The sequence below is a fragment of the Dyella agri genome (assembly GCF_044904705.1).
GTDB lineage: Bacteria > Pseudomonadota > Gammaproteobacteria > Xanthomonadales > Rhodanobacteraceae > Rhodanobacter_A > Rhodanobacter_A agri.
On record NZ_JADIKL010000004.1, the window covers coordinates 418726 to 435479 of the forward strand.

Here is a 16754-nt window from a genome sequence, read left to right on the forward strand (position 1 = left end):
GCCGGTCCCGGCGGCCCGGATTCCGCTGGAACCTTCGAATCCATACGTTCCGGTACGCGCACTGCAACAAGCCCTTGACGCCGATCCCCACTAGAATTGTCCGGTTCAAGCACACGAAGTCGGAGTCGCCATGAGTTCCCCCGCCAAGCACGTCCCCGCCGGCGCCCCCCAGGCCGAGACCACCCCGCTGCGCTTCGTCACCGCGGCCAGCCTGTTCGACGGCCACGACGCGGCGATCAACATCATGCGCCGCATCATCCAGAGCCAGGGCGCCGAGGTGATCCACCTGGGTCACAACCGCTCGGTGGAGGACGTGGTGCGCGCCGCGCTGCAGGAGGATGCCGACGCCATCGCGCTGTCGTCCTACCAGGGCGGCCACGTCGAGTACTTCAAGTACATGGTGGACATGCTGAAGGAGAAGGGCGCCGCGCACATCCGCGTGTTCGGCGGCGGCGGCGGCACCATCACGCCGGAGGAGATCCGCGAGCTGCAGGCCTACGGCGTGGAGCGCATCTACCACCCCAACGACGGCATGAAGCTCGGTCTCACCGAGATGATCGAGGACGTGATGCAGCGTGCCGGCAACGCCGCCGCGCAACGCGCGCCCGACACCGCCGCGTCCGAGGTGGACGTGGACGACGAGATCTCCATCGGCCACATGCTCAGCGCCATCGAGGAGGGCAAGCTCTCCGCCACCGACCTCGACCACCTGCGCAAGCAGTGGAAGCTGGCCGGCAAGGCCACGCCCGTGCTGGGCCTCACCGGCACCGGCGGCGCGGGCAAGTCGTCCGTGGTGGACGAGCTGCTGCTGCGCTTCCTGCACGCCTTCCCGCAGATGCGCATCGCCGTGCTCGCTATCGACCCCACCCGCCGTCGCTCCGGCGGCGCACTGCTGGGCGACCGCATCCGCATGAACGCGCTGCGCAGCCACCGCGTCTACATGCGCTCCATGGCCACGCGCCGCCAGCACGCCGCCACCAACGAAGTGCTGCACGACTGCATCGACTTCCTCAAGGCGCAGCCCTACGACCTGGTGATCGTGGAAACCGCCGGCATCGGCCAGAGCGATTCGGAGATCGTCGACCTCGTCGACTTCCCGGTCTACGTGATGACCAGCGACTACGGCGCGGCCAGCCAGCTGGAGAAGATCGACATGATCGACTTCGCCGAGTTGGTGGTGCTCAACAAGTTCGACAAGCGCGGCGCGGAAGACGCCCTGCGCGATGTGCGCAAGCAGTGGAAGCGCAACCGCACCGCCTTCGCCGTCAAGGACGAAGACGTGCCGGTGTACCCCTCCATCGCCAGCCAGTTCAACGACCCCGGCGTCACCTGGATGTTCGCCAACCTGTGCCGGCTGATGCGCGACAAGCTGCACCTGCCCGCGGACAAGTGGACGCCGCAGATCGACACCACGCTGAAGGAGCCGCGCGCCACCGTGCTGATCCCCGGCAGCCGCGTGCGCTACCTCGCCGAGATCGCCGAACAGGGGCGTGGCATCAACGCCTCCGTCGCGCACCAGGCCGAGGCCGCCAGCAAGGCGCAGCACTACTACGAGTCGCTGAAGGAACTGGGTGACGACAAGCTGCCGAAGCCGCTAGAGCTGTACCACAGCGAAGATTTGCATCCCTCTCCCTCCGGGAGAGGGGCCGAGGGTGAGGGTACGGCCCTTGCCTCAAACGCCACGCAAGCCCCGAACCCTCACCCCCAGCCCCTCTCCCAAGGGGAGAGGGGAGCAGTGGACCGCACCTTGCTGCTGCTCCGCCAGCGCTACAACGCCGCGCTCAAGGAACTCACCCACGAGTCCATCCACCTGCTGCGCGACTGGCCCAAGCTGCGCGAGTCGGTGACCAAGGACGTCAACGAATACAAGGTGCGCGACAAGACCATCCGCGTCGAGAACTACCGCGAATCCCTGAGCCACCAGAAGATCCCGAAAGTCGCGCCGCCGAAGACCGCAAGCTGGGGCGACCAGCTGCTGTTCCTCGGCAAGGAAAACCTGCCCGGCCACTACCCCTACACCGGCGGCGTGTACCCGTACCGCCGCAGCGGTGAAGACCCCACCCGCATGTTCGCGGGCGAGGGCACGCCCGAGCGCACCAACCGCCGCTTCCACTACCTCAGCCAGGGCGGCGCGGCCACGCGCCTCTCCACCGCGTTCGACTCGGTCACGCTGTACGGCGAAGACCCGGCGCCGCGCCCCGACATCTACGGCAAGATCGGCAACTCCGGCGTCAACATCGCCACGCTGGACGACATGAAGAAGCTGTACTCCGGCTTCGACCTCAGCGCGCCCACCAGCTCGGTGTCGATGACCATCAACGGCCCCGCGCCGATCATCCTCGCGATGTTCATGAACACCGCGATCGATCAGAACGTGGAGAAGCACCTCAAGGAAGATCCCGTGCGCTGGGCCGCGGCGGAAAAGCAGATCGCCGCGATGTACCCGAATGGCCGCCCGCAGTATTCCGGCGAGCTGCCCAAGGGCAACGAAGGCCTCGGCCTCGGTCTGCTCGGCGTCACCGGCAACCAGCTGGTGGACGGCGAGACCTATGCCCGCATCAAGGCCGAGACGCTCAGCAGCGTGCGCGGCACCGTGCAGGCCGACATCCTCAAGGAGGACCAGGCGCAGAACACCTGCATCTTCTCTACCGAGTTCGCCCTGCGCATGATGGGCGATATCCAGCAGTACTTCGTGGAGCACAAGGTCCGCAACTTCTACTCCGTCTCCATCTCCGGCTACCACATCGCCGAGGCCGGCGCGAACCCGATCAGCCAGCTCGCCTTCACCCTGAGCAACGGCTTCACCATCGTGGAGTACTACCTCGCGCGCGGCATGAAGATCGACGACTTCGCGCCCAACCTGTCGTTCTTCTTCTCCAACGGCATGGACCCGGAGTACACCGTGATCGGCCGCGTCGCCCGCCGCATCTGGGCCCGCGCCATGCGCGAGCGCTACGGCGCCAGCGCGCGCAGCCAGATGATGAAGTACCACATCCAGACCAGCGGCCGCTCCCTGCACGCGCAGGAAATCCAGTTCAACGACATCCGCACCACGCTGCAGGCCTTGTACGCGCTGTTCGACAACTGCAACAGCCTGCACACCAACGCCTACGACGAAGCCATCACCACGCCCACCGAAGAAAGCGTGCGCCGCGCCGTGGCCATCCAGATGATCATCAACAAAGAGCTGGGCCTCAACTTCAACGAAAACCCCTGGCAGGGCAGCTACGTGGTCGAGGAACTCACCGACCTGGTGGAAGAGGCCGTGTACAAGGAGTTCGAAGCCATCAGCGAGCGCGGCGGCGTGCTCGGCGCCATGGACACCATGTACCAGCGCGGCAAGATCCAGGAAGAGAGCCTGTACTACGAGCACAAGAAGCACGACGGCAGCCTGCCGCTGATCGGCGTCAACACCTTCCTGCCCAAGGACCACGGTGGCGAGATCGCCACTGAGATCGAGCTGATCCGCTCGACGGAGGAGGAGAAGGGGCAGCAGATCGCCAATGTGCAGGCGTTCCAGAAGGCGCGTAATGCGCTGGCGCCGGCGGGCGAGACGTCACATGCGCATGGGACGGATTCCACGGATGCACCGGTGGCGCAGGTGCATGACAAGCATGGGTTGGCCTATCTACAGGACACGGCGCGGGACCGCAAGAATGTGTTCAATGCATTGATGGAGGCGGTGAAGACGCATTCGCTGGGGCAGATCAGCCATGCGTTGTATGACGTTGGTGGGGAGTACCGGCGAAACATGTAACGCGATAACCCCCTCTCGCTTGGCTGCGCGGGGGGCTATCCTGAAGAGACACTTGATGAATGTCTGTCAGCTACCCGCAACGCAATTCCGACTCGATGTCGCTGGGAGGAACCCATGACCGCTGACCCCTCAGGCGCTATTGTCAAAATTGATGGCAAAGCTGTTTCGAAGGTTGGGGTAAAGCTCATCGAGAAGGTTGCAGAGGGAATCGGTGGCCTGTACAGGCCAGTTGGAATAGTTCGCGAAGCAAAGGCCAATGCTAAAGCTGAGGTCATTGCTGCGTTGGCCGCGCAGCAAGTTAGCGAAATTCAACAACGTGCGGTTCAACGATTTGTTGCAGAGGAAGTCAGGCGCCAAGAAAACATCGAGAAAATCACTGCTGAAGCGATCAATCATCTCCACGAAGATGCCGAGCCCTCGAAGATCAATGATGACTGGATGGCGAACTTCTTTGAGAAGGCGCGGATCGTGTCTGACGAGGAGATGCAGAGTATTTGGTCGAAAATTCTCGCTGATGAAGCGAATGCTCCAGGCAAGTTCTCTAAAAGGACGATAAACCTGCTGTCGGATCTTGATAAGTCTGATGCGTTGATGTTTTCAACTCTGTGTCAGTTCTCGGCTAACTTCGGGTCGAGCCAGCTTCTTGTATTTAACCCCGATGCGGCAGTCTACAACGCGAGCGGAATCAACTTTCCTGCGCTTTCGCATTTGGAATCGCTGGGCCTTATCAAGTTCGAAACACTTACAGGTTTCACGCTTACGGGCCTGCCCAAATATTTCTCATTTACCTACGCCGGAAGGCAGCTAAACATTGCGCTGAAGAAGTCGGGAGATTCATTTCAGACAGGTAAGGCCATGTTTACGAGGATGGGAAGCGAACTATCTACCCTAATTGAGGTTGCTGAGGTGCCGGGCTTTTTCGATTACCTATCTGCGCAGTTTGAGTCGGCGGGCATCATGCATTCTGTCAGTAAAGATGTCACAGTAACCATTCCGTCAGCCACTCATCAGGCGCCTGATACTTCATCAATCCTCGAAACGGGGGCATATGCGGCGTGGTCGCATAAGGGGTCGGACGACGCTAGTGGGGCGTAGCGGGGTTAATGCTCGGGAAAAAGGTGTCAGAGACAATTTCTGACAGCGGTTGGGGCTTGGAGGCTAGCGGGGGCAGGTTCACTTACTTACTGCGGGTTAGCTGGGCGCGGTGGCCGGCGGGTGGGGCGGATGCCGACGAAGCGGCGGGTTTTGGCCTCGACCATGGCGCGAAAATCGTCCCGGCTCCGTGCGTGCTGTTGCTAAAGATAGGGTCCAGAACGGGGTCAGGTTCACTCATCTGGCTTTTGGAAGTGAACTTGGCCCCGTTTCGTCGGACCTATCCCCGATTGGTCGGCTGGCCCAATATTTCTCCACGGTTGTAGGGGGTGGGAGTGAGGTTTTTTGGCAATGGTCTTAACGGGGCTTACCTGCGTGATGTGCTGCCGCAGGACGGAAGCGAGGTGGAGTGGGTAAAGGCCGCAATCGCATATGGTAGCGACGAGAAGACGCTGGTTCAGAACTGCCTTGAGCTAGGCAAGCGGCTTGACATATGGATGCGATACGACCACACGGTTCCGGTGTCGCCTGCGCTACTGAATCACTTGCTCCGCTCTGAGCAGCGCAACATCTTCTGCAAGCTCGTGCCGGATGTTCTACATGCCAAGGTTATATGGTGGCGGGGATACGGCGCCTACATAGGCTCGGCCAATCTCACGGACCGGGCATGGATGACTAACATCGAATTTGGGGTCTTTTTATCGGAAGTGGAGCTGGAGGCAGCCCGGGCGATAGGTGAACTTGAGGTTTTCTTCGGAGCACTCGAGTCATGTGATGAGCTTGTCGAGCTGACAGAAGATCTCATCAAAGAGCAAGCAGCTATTCAACGGGCGAGGCAGAAGCTGGAAGCTGAGGCTGAGTCGAAAAGCAGAGCAATGAGGTCGCGAGGTGTTTGGGGTGGTCCCGCGTTTGTCGGGGGACGCCGAGCTGCAGTCGATCGTCAGAGGGAAGCGTTCATCAAGGAATGGCGAAACGGCGCCTCAATACTTGCCCATTTGGCGGAGCAAGCACCGTCATTCCGTCCTATTTGGCTAAACGAGGATGTTCCGCCGGCTTGGCAGGCAGATCAGTTTCTCCACGCGTACTATTACAACCAGGTGGTAGATGGGCCCGCGCATCCCTTTGAGGACTTCTACAAAAAGAACTTTGGGAGCCCTAGTTCTGCGGTGAAAGCGGCGTTCCAGTGGTGGTCGGAACTTCGATCACCACCCTCCGAAGAAGACGTCAACTGCCACGAAAGAGCCCCGGTGATCCGGCGGTTGCTAGCCCCATCGACGATCGAGGCGCTAACCGAAGCAGAGCTCCACGAGCTCCTGCAAGCGAATCATTCAAGTAGAGATCACATTCGGCGCATGACCTTGGAGGAGTTGCGTGTTGATCCGTCGGCCGGCGGCTCGGTGGATCGGATACAAGCGTTCGCTCGACTGCTATATCGGCAACGTAACAGCGCAGGGCAGTCGTTCCCGGAGGTGCTTGAGTTTGTTCTTGATGGCGGAGCACCGGAGGACATGCCATTGCGGCTGTTCGAAGCTGCTGGTGAGCGTGGGTTCGCACATGTCGGGAAGAATCAACTTGCGGAGATGGCGGGTTGGGCCAGACCCGAGAAGTACTCGCCACGTAACGGTCGCACCAGTAAGGCACTGAGGGCGCTGGGCTTTAACGTGAAGGTCTATTAGACAGTGCGGCACCCTCACCAAAACAGCCGCTGGGTGCCGGCTGGCGTGAAGGCGGCGGGTGTGCATCGCCGGTCAGTTGCATCGGAAAAAAGGTGTCAGGGACAATTTCTGACGGGGGATTGGCGGCTGGGATGAAGGCGGGGCGCGGCTTGCACTGATCGCGGTATGCAGGGCCGTGGGCGATGCTGTACGGCATAAAAACTGGGGTCAGAGTGCACTTTCTGTCCCTGTAAAGATGCGCTCCGCCCCATGCTTCTGAACTCAGCTTCTGTTTTACGCTCAGTACGGCACGTCGCCTGAATCGACCGGGGATGGCATAGACAGCTGGCTGAGCCGCTCAGCTTGCTCGCTAAGGAAATAGAGGGCGGCGAAGAGGCCTTCGGTAGTGGGCGCATCCAGCGGGCAGCAGCCTGGTTCGATAGTGTCGCTCTGGCTGTTGGTGTGGAGATCGCGGAAGGCTTCGCTGTTGGTGAGGACGCGGGCGAGGGCGCGGATGGCGGTGGTGAGGCCGGCCAGGGTGGCGGCGTCCTGCTGGTCGGGGTCGGCTTCGGCGAGCGTCCAGTAGGGGCGCGATAGCGGGTTGGTGGGGATGCGCGCATCGTCGTGCGCGACTGCCGTATGATCGGGCTTAGCCATGGTCAACTCTCCAGTAGTTGGTTGTGGTCAGCGGGTCGTATGGGTTGCTGCCCATGCGGCCCGCGTTGCTTTTGGTCTTGCGGATTTCCTTTAGTGGCGGTTTTCGCCGACCGGCGGCTATTGCGCTGCGGCGGTTTTGATATTAAGGCGGATGGAAAGCAAAATCTGCCGGGTGGATGGGATTAATTTGTAGGGATTGGACTTTATTTCGTAGTCCACGGATTTAATTAACTCATTCTGATTTAATTGTCGATTTAAATGGCCGGCATGAGGGTGGCGGAGGAATTGCGGCGATTGTTATAAGCTATCTCGCGGAAAATGATGAGCCAGGGGGCGCCATGGAAGCAGCGATCACTGCCAAGCCGAGGGAGGTTCGTATCGGCGTTCTTTGCCTTTGGGTGGCACTGGCCTTGGGGTTGTTCGGCGACCTTCAGCACGTCATCCGGTTCGGAACGAGCGTTTCTCCAGTAGTCCTGTGCTGCAGCTATCTGCTTGCGGTGATGTTCTCGGCATTCTTCATCCACACGATTTCGCTAGGGCGAAGCTGGGCGAGGGCCACTTACCTGGTCCTGCTCTTGCTTGGTGTGGCGATAACAGCCCGTGGGCTGGTGGATGAATTCAGCCTCGACCCCGTCGCCGCGATGATGACGGTGGGCCGCGTGGTTGTATTGGCCTGCGCGGCGCATCAGTTGTTCAGCTATCCGAGCGATGCATGGTTCGCAAGCCGCAAGCAGGCGACAGCGTCATGACGCCGCGGACTTATCGGTGGCTGGATCGAATCTGCCGGCCTATCCAGTGGATCGTTGGATTCGCCACGGGCTTGGGTAGCTATGTCCTATGCACGATAGCGGTTGGAAATGCTTGGCGATTGGGGCCGATTCTTCCCATATTGGTCGTGACGTTGTTCGGCCTTGCGACCACCATCATTCACGAGCTTGGTCACTATGCAGCAGCACGCTGGGCCGGCATGACGGTCATGCACGTTCGCTTTGGAAGCATCGAGGTCATTCCGCAGCAGCAAGGATGGCGTGTCCGGTGGAATGCCCAGCAAAAGATCCGGGTAGGTGGCTTTGTTGTGGCTGCCTGCGATCCCCGGCGGCCTATGCGACCACAGGCGCTTTGCTTGGTCGCCGGCGGTCCGCTTGCCAATCTGGTGGCGGTGGCGATCTTTGTTGTCCTGGCAAATGTATGGCCTTCGGCGGTCGCGGGCCCGCTTCTGTGGACCTGCGCAACACTCAATGCTGGCGTAGCCCTCGGCAATCTCTTGCCCACCTCACGCGGCAAGGGCACAGACGGCATGCGTCTGCTGACCTGGGCACCAAAGGACGTAGAGAGCGATCCGAGGTTGGTGTACCTGCGTCTGCAGGCGTTGTCCATGGCCGGCGTTACCGCCGATCGGTTGCCTGGCGATCAAATAGCAGCGTTGGAGTCGATGGCGATACCCATGCCGCTCATCGCGCTCTGGTATCGGCTGAAGGCGCACCAGAACCGTGGCGAGTGGCAGTCAGCAGCCCAGCTGCGAGAGACTTACGAGAGTTTGATGCAGGCGCTTCCTGATACGGCTCGACCCAAGATGGTTGCGGCGAATGCGGTCCTGCGTACTGAACTGGCCTTTGCAGAAGCGATGCAGAGCGGCGATGCCTCTGGATTGACTGATGGGCTGTTGCCAAAAGCAACAGCATGGCTGGTTCCCAGTCTGTGGCCACGCTGCCTCGCGCTCCGTGCGATTCTCGCCGGGAATATCGTCGAAGCAGAGCGGCTGCTGGACGAGACGAAACGCTACGCCGAGCAGTCGATGGATAAAGCATTGCCGAAGAGTGAGGCGTTGATACGAGCCTATATGTTGTCGTTGCCCGTCGATGGTATTCCCTTGTTGCGAGATGTGGCCTGCAACGAAGCTGGCTAGTCACGCTTCTCCTTGCATGGCCGGGAGGATGTCGACGTTCTGAAAGGGTTTCTGGCCTAAGCTTGCATGAGTCGTATGTTGAAGGATGGGACATGGGTATGCGAAAGCAGGCTTTCACGGTGGCAATGGGGTTGATGATCTGCTTGTTGATCGGTTGCGGCCGAGATGTCGGCATGGCGCATGATTCGACAGTGACGTTCTATCCGTTGGGCCTGGAGTTGGTCTGTGACCAGTCCACGCCTTCGCCGTTGAGGACCGACTACCCCGTACGAGATGTTGAAAATGCCGTAGGGACGGATTGCATCGAGCGCAATTCGGGTGCCGATGCGTTGACCATCTCAGAGGGCAACATTTATCGCAACAAGGCTTTTAGTGAGCCCCTCTACGAAATCCATTTTCACATCGATCGAAAGGACTGGAAACGCGTAGACGCGGTTATGAGCAAGGCCATGCAGACCCGCAGATCTCTTGCGTTTATTGTCAATGGTTCAATAGTAGCTCGCGCGTTCGTAACGAGCGTTCCGAAAGAAGGCGTCATCGAGATGGGCGGATATGGCAGCGTCAAGGAGGCCGAAGTGGTGGTCTCGCGCTTTGAGGTTTCGCGGGCTGGAGAGCGCGTGGCCAAGGGCGGCGCGGCCCCATAAGGGGATGGAGGGGGTTAAACGTTTCCCGGGCCCAGGTGGCGGATCGTCGTGGACGGCCGCGTTGGCGCAGCTGGGCGGAACGACCCCGCGCAGTTTCGATCATGGCCTGGAACTTGGCGTCGCCCAGCGCTCGCTCTTGTTCGAGGTGTGTCGTCACCTGAAAACTCGGTCTCTTAATTCCCTCCGTCCCCCTTTGGTGCGTCTTTGGCCATCCCGAGTGCCTGCATGATCGCCTTAACCACCGCCGAGGCGCGCTGTTGCGTGAGGCAGGCGAGGATGGCGTCGAGTCGTCGTCGACCAAAGCTCCGTGCGCGGGGCGGTGGTGGGTCTTGGAAGTGAACCTGACTCCGTTAGGTGTTGGACCCACTAGGTCCAATCAGCCCTTCTTTTCCGGGCGCTTCCCCACGCCCGGCAACGCAGCAATCTGCTTCATCCACGCCGCCACCTGGCGCTCATCGATGTCGTCCACAGAGGCAAGTTCGACGCCACGGGTCGCCTTGCCCATGGCAACCGGTGTTACCGGAGGCACCGGGGTTAGCGTCACGCCGTTGACGAACATCAGCTTGACGTGGGTGTCGAAGGCCCCGCAGCTGAAGCACCAGCCATCGCCGACGCCGTAGTACGACATGCCCCATTTCACGCTGCGCTGCAGGCCAGGGAGCGTTTCGGCGGCCAGTTGGTCGATACGTTCCGCAATGCCGCGCTGCGGTTGCGGCAGGCTGGCGATATAGGCGAACACGGGCTTGTCGCCGACGGCGGCCTTGGCGGGGCTGGCCTTCCCGGGAGCCATGGATGCCGGCAAGGTGGTGGCGGCTGTGCCCGTTTTTGCGGCGGGAGGTGGCGCCGGCCGCGCGTTTGTCTGGGCGGGTTTGTCGGTTTTCCGGGTCGCCATGATTCACTCCTTCTCGGGGTGGTCCAGCACCTGGCAGTGGCTCGATCCGATCGGGCCGGCTGTCCATAAGGGTAACGAGCCAGCGCCTGGGAAATCGACAGGTTCGAAAAGGCGAAAAGGTGTCAGGGCCCCTGTCTGGCGATGGCTAGCTCCGTGTGCGGTCTTGCGTACCGCACGGGTGCTGACGATCGCGACCCTTCAGGGGCGTGAAAAAAGCTGCCACCTTTTCCGATCATCGCACCACCAGCCGCGGCCTGAAGCGGCTGACATGCGCGGCCTCGACGCCTGCGAACGCGTCATCGGGCGTGGGCTCGGTCACCACGCGACTGGGATGCGGTCGCCGATGGACCTCTCCTACGAAGCGGTAACCCAGGGTATGCACGGTGGCGATGTAGCGCGGGTGGAGTGCCGAGTCGCCCAGGGCATGGCGCAGCTGCGAGATGGCGCGGCTCAGTACGCCCGGTGTGACGTGGTGGTGGCCCCACACGGCATCGAGCAGCGTGTCCTTGTCGACCATCGTGCCGGCATGCTCCAGCAGCGTCACGAGCACGGTATAGGCCTTTGGCTCCACTTGCCGGGCTTGGCCGTCACACTCCAGTCGGTGCGCACATGGATCGACGATGAGGCCGTCGCATTGATAGAGCCAGTGGTTGTCGAGATCGGAGGGGCGCATGGCCGTGCCTGTCGATGACTTACCCTGCAAGCGAAGTGTGTGCCTGCCGATGACCGGCGCCATCTGCCATACGTAATACCTGCGGCGTGGTCTGTGCTGATCGGTTTGGCACGATTTTTCCCAGGAACGGGGCCATGAACTGGGGCAGGTTTATTTCCTGCTTTCGGCGGCGTCGGTCGGTATCGTCCAGGAAGCAGGGCAGGCGATTGTTGCCTCGCTGCGAAATTAGGGGTCCGAGTGCACTTTTTGAAGTTAATAAAGTGCACTCCGATCCTGCTTTACCTCACACTGGTGGCCAGAGTTGCTGGACCGTTGGCACAAGGATCTCGTTGCCTTCGTCGAAGCGGACGCTTTGCGCGTAAATTTCCCAACGACCGTTGCCGTCATTGAATCCAATGACGTTGTGCCATGAGTATTTGGCGTCGTCGGTATCGCCGTAGCCGACAAGCGTGCCCGAGGCTTTGGCGAAGCCTGTCGGCGACGCGACGTCCGCCCCCATTTCGCCGCCGCTTGAGAAGCGCCGCGAATTTTTGCCGAAACCAACAGCCTCGCCTTGTTGATTGCGCCATTTCGATCCGGCGGAGGTCGCGCTTCCGATGCTATCGCCGGCGATATGCGCGATGCGCAGCGGCACGACCGTGTCCCCAGTTGTCGCCTCGCCGACACGAACCGTGCAACCGTTGACCTCGCTGGTCAGGAACATCGACGCATTGTTATCGAGATCAACGTGGACGGTCTTCTTGCTTTCCCACGGTAGCCAATAGGCGTATAACTTTGTCGCCGAACTGCTTGCGGCCTTGGTGCGCGAGGCATAGGCCGTGATTTCGTGGACGAACGCATTCGTCGCGCCGTATTTCTTGTACACGACGTCGATCCGACAAAGCCCAGCCTGCTGCGGCATCTTCGACGAATCGTTGGCATACGTGATCGCGTGGGTCTCGAGGAACAGGCGTTTCCCGTCGCGTAGACGCTTTGTCTGACCGTCACTCATCTCGGCACCCCCCAAAGGCTATCGATGTCGACCAGCCCTGAAATCATACGTCGCTGGACAGCATCCGTCCGGTTGAGGAAGCGGCCATGGCCGAGGTCGATCAGCTTCGCCGCCTGCGCATAGCTGTCCGGCATGCGCTGCAGCGTGGCGGTGTGGCTGGCTTCGGCGGCCCGGGCCTGGCCGAACATCACGGCCAGCAAGAGGGCGCTACCCGCTTTCAGGTACATCCTGTTCAAGGCGTGTCTCCCGTCCGACAGCCAGGACAGGGGCCGGGCAGGCTCCTTCATCGACTTGAGGCGGCGCAGGAAGTTCAGGGAGTTCGTGCCACTTGGGGCACAAGGGGGCGGGAATTGAACGTTTCCCGACCCCGGATCGCGGATCGCCTTTCGCTGGGGTAACGAGCAACGCCAGCGTTACCCGTTATCTACGGGCAAGGGCGTGACCCTCAAGATCAATAAGACAACGACAGCGAGCTCATCCAGGTCAAGGCCTCCGGGCGCTTCGGGGTAGGGATGGGGTTGACGGTGTAACTCAGCTGGTTGGACAGGTAAATGCCCCGCGTCAGACGGTGCACATAAGACAGTGCATAGTTGCGGCTGTAGTCCACCGCCGTGTAGCCCTTTGCCTGCTGCATGTGCTCGAACGCCTTGCTCAAGCGATTGAAGGTGTAACTGAGCGCGAACGCGTCGGAGGCCTGCCGGAACGGGCCGAGCATGTAGAGCGTCACGCCGGCATCGCTGGCGTAGACGTTCCGGTCGGGCGGCGCGTAGTCGGCTTTCACATTGACATAGACCCCGCGGAATGGCTGTGCGTCGTCCGGTCGGGTCAGTTGGTAATCGCCGACCAGGTAATAGGCGTAGTTGTGATTGGCATGGCCGCCGCGGAAGTCGGGGAACCGGCTCGCGTTGTACATCACGCCTTGGCGAAGCCACATCATGTGTTGCTGAGGGGCGGGATCGCGCTGATAGCCCAGTTCATTGACGTACAGCGCCCCGGCGCCGGGGATATGCCATTTCAGCCCCAGGAAATTGTTGTTGTCCCAATCCGCTTGGGGGCCCTGGGGATCCACGCTGCGCGTGATGCCTGCACGTTCGTAGAAGTGCCCGCTGTCCGAAGCCAGGCGCAGGTTGATCTCGGGTGCGGACTTGTTGAAGATGAATCCGACTTCGTAGGGGATGGAACTGCCGACGCCCGCGGGCGATGTCGTCGAATTGGTTCCCAGCGAAAAGCCGTAAAACTGGTTGGCTATCTCGTCATACCCGTACTGCAGCTGCACCCGCCCGTTGTCGAAGCGCTGGCTGATATACAGGCTGTTGATCGCGAAGCCTGTCGGATTTTCTCCGGCGTAGGAGAACGCCTGCAAGTTGGCGTTGAACAGCAGGAGCGCTTCCCCCGCGAAACCGATCCGGGACAAATCGTAGTTGGCTGTTACAAACGCATTGGCGCGGTATGTAGGATCCTGGCCGATATAGAGCTGGGGTCGTTCGCCGTGGTTCAGGAGATCGAACGTGCCGCCCAGGATGGCGCCGCCCTGGATCAGCCAGCCGCTGCCAGCGAGGTTCTCACGAAGCCCATTCCAGTCAGGCGACAGCGTGTCGCACGTACTGATCGCGGGACTGGTCGTGCCTTGGGCCTGCAACTTGTCGTAACGCTGACAACGGGTGAAGCCGGCTTGCGCGCCGGCATCGGACGAGTCGGTCGAGGATTGGTAATTGGCGCGTGCGTCATCGCAAATGGCGGATAAAGCCAGTAGCAAACTTCCTGCCAGCACGAAAGCAGCACGGTGAGTCATCTTGGACATGGCAATCGGCGCGGGGGTATTGAGTTGGGGATACTCAACCTTGCTTGGGAGCCTAACCGTGTGCGTGGCGCCGAATACAGTGCCGGATGGCATGCATGACCTGCCAGCCGAAAGCGGCACGGGAATGGCACCATTCACTTCTTTGCCGGGTACTCGAAGCGGGTGCGCAGGGATTGGAGAGGCCGGGATTATTGAACGGGCGTTCTGGCGAACCATGCCTTCCTGGATTGACAGGTTTCCATGGCGCGCTGGTAGCCTGCGCGCGCGCTGGTGCGGGCGATATAGGCTTTCTCTGTTTCGCCGAGGCTGATGCCTGCTCCGTGTTGCGCCAGTTCCAGCGCGTAGGTCACCGAGATGTCGGCAGCCGTGAACATCTCGCCGGCGAGATAAGGCGTGCGTGCCAGCTGCCGCGTCACCAGACCCAGCCGGGTTTGGAAAACGTCCAGCGCCTGATGGGCGCTCCAGTTTTGCCGTTCGGACTCCGGCGCGAAATGGCGCGCGCCGAGGACGAAGTAGGCGGAGGCCGCGAGGCCGGCTTCGCCAAGGTGCAGGAACTGCTGGTAAGCGGGGAACGCCGGATCGTGCGGCGCGGGTGCCAGTGGGGTGGGCCCGTAGCGGGCCATCAGATACTCCATGATCGCGATGGACTCGACCATGGTGACGTCGCCGTCCCGGATAGCGGGGATGAAACCGGCAGGGTTGATGGCCAGGAACTCCGGGTCGTTCTCGGCGCCGGCCAGCAGGTCCACCGGCCGCAACCGGTGTGCGAGGCCCATCTCTTCCAATAGCCAGATGACCCGAAAGCCTCTCCCTTCGCCAAAGACCGTGATCATCGTTAGTCATCCTCCTGGGGGTGGGCTTTGTCGGCTCTGCGAGAGGAAGACGAGCGGGGCCTTCGGAAATCGACATGGACACGGGGCATAAGGGGGCGGAGGGAATTGAAGGCTTCCCGGTCGGATGGCGGATCGCCGTAGCCGGTGGCGCTAGCGCCGCTGGGCGAAGCGCCCCAGCGCCTTTTCGATCATGGCCTGGAACTGGCGTCGCCCAGCACGCGCGCTTGTTCGAGGCGCGTGTCGTCTACGGATTCCGGTCGCACTGAACATCGATTCCGGTGAGCGCTGAACACTCTGCTGGTGCGGACCAAAGGCGGCGGGCTCACCGCTGTCAGGCGCTTCAGCTTGCATCCTGGAAGCGGCCGCATTCGGCAAAGTGGACGTTAGCCATGATAGACGCCCCCCATGATTGTTCACGATGGCCCACAAAATCCCGACGAGTCCCTACCCAAAGCGCTTGCGTAACCTGGGGCGTGTTGACTACACGTGTAGCCACGGATTAGTGTGGCTACACGTGTAGCCAAGGAGCGTGAGATGCCAACACTAAGCAGGACGTGGGTAGCGGTTATCTTGGGTATGGCCATCGTGCATACGGCTTCAGGGGCCACAGCTTGCTCGGCCACCGGCTCGACTTTCCAGACGGAAAGCACCAGCTACCACCGGCAATTTGTTTCAGTGGCAGATGGAGTGCGGCTGGAAGTGCTCGATTGGGGCGGAACTGGGCGACCGCTAGTACTCTTGGCGGGGCTTGGCAATACGGCGCATGTGTTCGATTCGATTGCCCCGGAATTGGCGGGACATTTTCACGTTTATGGCATCACTAGACGCGGCTTCGGAGCATCGTCCGTGCCCAAGAACGGCTATGACGCCGATCGGCTGGCCGATGATGTCATGGCGGTGGTCAAAGCACTCGATATCGATCGCCCCATCCTTGCCGGCCATTCGATCGCCGGCGAGGAATTGAGCGCGGCAGGGACACGTTATCAAGGCAAAATTGCCGGACTGATCTACCTCGATGCCGCGCACGAATACGCGATCTACGATCAGGATCGCGGTGCCTATCATGCTGACTTGAGTCATCTGTCCGCGCAGATTTCGCGCGTGCACGATCACCCGACAGACAAGTCGCAGATGACTAAGCTGTTGAATGAAGTCTCTGTGTTGCAACGGAGCCTTGGGAACGAGCTTGCTGGGGTGGCGGCGGATGACGCCAGTACAACGGGGGCTCCGCCTTCCGATCCAACGCCCAAGCAACTGGCCAGTTTCCCGGCGTTTCGTTGTTTCGTCTCTGCACAACTCGGGGGAGTCATCCCTGAAGACGAGATACGCCAGACGTTTGCGACAAGCGCCACGGGCGGCGTCGGAGAGCAGAAAACACCGGCGTTCGTTTACAACGCCATCCTTGAAGGCGAAGAGCGCTTCCACGCGCCTAACGTTCCCATACTCACCATCGTCCCGGTCCCACGCGCGTCGGATCTTCCAGTCGGCAGTGATGAGGCGAAGCGTCAAGCAGCGGATGCGATGCACACTCGAATGCAGGAGCAGGAAATCGCTACGCTCCAACGTCAACAGCCATCAGCGAAGATCGTGCGAATACCGCACGGCCACCACTTCATATTCCTGTCGAATCCAGCCGAAGTGGTGAGCGCCATGATCAAGTTTGGGGAGCAGTTACCTTAGGTCTGCTCTTGGCCGGTTTCGGTCGATGGCCTCCCATGGGTCGAGATGCCGGCGCGCAGCGCATGACCCCATCCCGCAACTTGGTGCCTTGGTCAGCACCAGCGAGATGGTCAGGAGTTGCCGGAACGATGGTCAGCCATTGCCGGAATCCGCATCGTCACCTGAAAACGCGG

General features: G+C 60.9%; 14 protein-coding genes. 7 read left to right on the forward strand and 7 right to left on the reverse strand.

The features are described 5' to 3' along the window. The first annotated feature begins 130 nt into the window (after nt 1–130). The 3 genes from ISP14_RS09715 to ISP14_RS09725 all read left to right on the forward strand — a co-directional run bounded on the left by ISP14_RS09715 (nt 131) and on the right by ISP14_RS09725 (nt 6525). A complete protein-coding gene (locus ISP14_RS09715; RefSeq protein WP_404538795.1) occupies nt 131–3757 on the forward strand; it encodes a methylmalonyl-CoA mutase family protein in 3627 nt (1208 codons plus the stop codon). A gap of 114 nt (nt 3758–3871) precedes the next feature. After that, on the forward strand, nt 3872–4852 hold the full coding sequence (locus ISP14_RS09720; RefSeq protein WP_404538798.1) for a DUF2806 domain-containing protein: 981 nt from the start codon (nt 3872–3874) through the stop codon (nt 4850–4852). Nucleotides 4853–5184: 332 nt separating this feature from the next. Further along, nucleotides 5185–6525, forward strand: coding sequence for a phospholipase D family protein (locus ISP14_RS09725; RefSeq protein WP_404538801.1), 1341 nt, complete (start codon nt 5185–5187; stop codon nt 6523–6525). Between the two features lie 279 nt (nt 6526–6804). Here the strand turns inward: ISP14_RS09725 and ISP14_RS09730 are convergent, their stop codons facing one another. Continuing rightward, the gene (locus ISP14_RS09730; protein ID WP_404538804.1) at nt 6805–7161 is read right to left on the reverse strand and encodes a hypothetical protein; all 357 of its coding nucleotides are present in this window, start codon (nt 7159–7161) and stop codon (nt 6805–6807) included. A gap of 338 nt (nt 7162–7499) precedes the next feature. Between ISP14_RS09730 and ISP14_RS09735 the strand changes: the two genes are divergently transcribed. The 3 genes from ISP14_RS09735 to ISP14_RS09745 all read left to right on the forward strand — a co-directional run bounded on the left by ISP14_RS09735 (nt 7500) and on the right by ISP14_RS09745 (nt 9711). Next, entirely contained in the window at nt 7500–7910 is a 411-nt protein-coding gene (locus ISP14_RS09735; protein ID WP_404538806.1) for a hypothetical protein, read from the forward strand. Further along, the gene (locus tag ISP14_RS09740; RefSeq protein ID WP_404538809.1) at nt 7874–9067 is read left to right on the forward strand and encodes a site-2 protease family protein; all 1194 of its coding nucleotides are present in this window, start codon (nt 7874–7876) and stop codon (nt 9065–9067) included. Before ISP14_RS09735 ends, ISP14_RS09740 begins: the two co-directional genes overlap by 37 nt. Nucleotides 9068–9159: 92 nt before the next feature. Beyond that, nucleotides 9160–9711, forward strand: a complete 552-nt coding sequence (locus ISP14_RS09745) for a hypothetical protein (protein ID WP_404538812.1) — start codon at nt 9160–9162, stop codon at nt 9709–9711. 376 nt (nt 9712–10087) lie between these two features. On the opposite strand, the gene ISP14_RS09750 is transcribed toward ISP14_RS09745, so the two are convergent. The 6 genes from ISP14_RS09750 to ISP14_RS09775 form a co-directional block, all read right to left on the reverse strand. Then, complete coding sequence (locus ISP14_RS09750; RefSeq protein ID WP_404538814.1) at nt 10088–10450, reverse strand: DUF1801 domain-containing protein; 363 nt, start codon at nt 10448–10450, stop codon at nt 10088–10090. A gap of 385 nt (nt 10451–10835) precedes the next feature. Next, a complete protein-coding gene (locus tag ISP14_RS09755) occupies nt 10836–11276 on the reverse strand; it encodes a winged helix-turn-helix domain-containing protein (protein WP_404538817.1) in 441 nt (146 codons plus the stop codon). 283 nt (nt 11277–11559) lie between these two features. Beyond that, nucleotides 11560–12267 (reverse strand): hypothetical protein, encoded by a 708-nt coding sequence (locus ISP14_RS09760; protein WP_404538820.1) that lies wholly within the window; start codon nt 12265–12267, stop codon nt 11560–11562. Continuing rightward, the gene (locus ISP14_RS09765) at nt 12264–12503 is read right to left on the reverse strand and encodes a hypothetical protein (RefSeq protein ID WP_404538825.1); all 240 of its coding nucleotides are present in this window, start codon (nt 12501–12503) and stop codon (nt 12264–12266) included. The genes ISP14_RS09760 and ISP14_RS09765 overlap by 4 nt, the downstream gene beginning before the upstream one ends. 215 nt (nt 12504–12718) lie before the next feature. After that, the gene (locus ISP14_RS09770) at nt 12719–14068 is read right to left on the reverse strand and encodes a hypothetical protein (protein WP_404538829.1); all 1350 of its coding nucleotides are present in this window, start codon (nt 14066–14068) and stop codon (nt 12719–12721) included. A gap of 188 nt (nt 14069–14256) precedes the next feature. After that, nucleotides 14257–14901 carry a glutathione S-transferase family protein gene (locus ISP14_RS09775; RefSeq protein WP_404538831.1) on the reverse strand — a complete coding sequence of 215 codons (645 nt, stop codon included), beginning with the start codon at nt 14899–14901 and terminating at the stop codon, nt 14257–14259. Nucleotides 14902–15477: 576 nt separating this feature from the next. On the opposite strand from ISP14_RS09775, the gene ISP14_RS09780 reads away from it, so the two are divergent. After that, nucleotides 15478–16581, forward strand: coding sequence for an alpha/beta fold hydrolase (locus ISP14_RS09780; RefSeq protein WP_404538834.1), 1104 nt, complete (start codon nt 15478–15480; stop codon nt 16579–16581). Nucleotides 16582–16754: the final 173 nt, after the last annotated feature.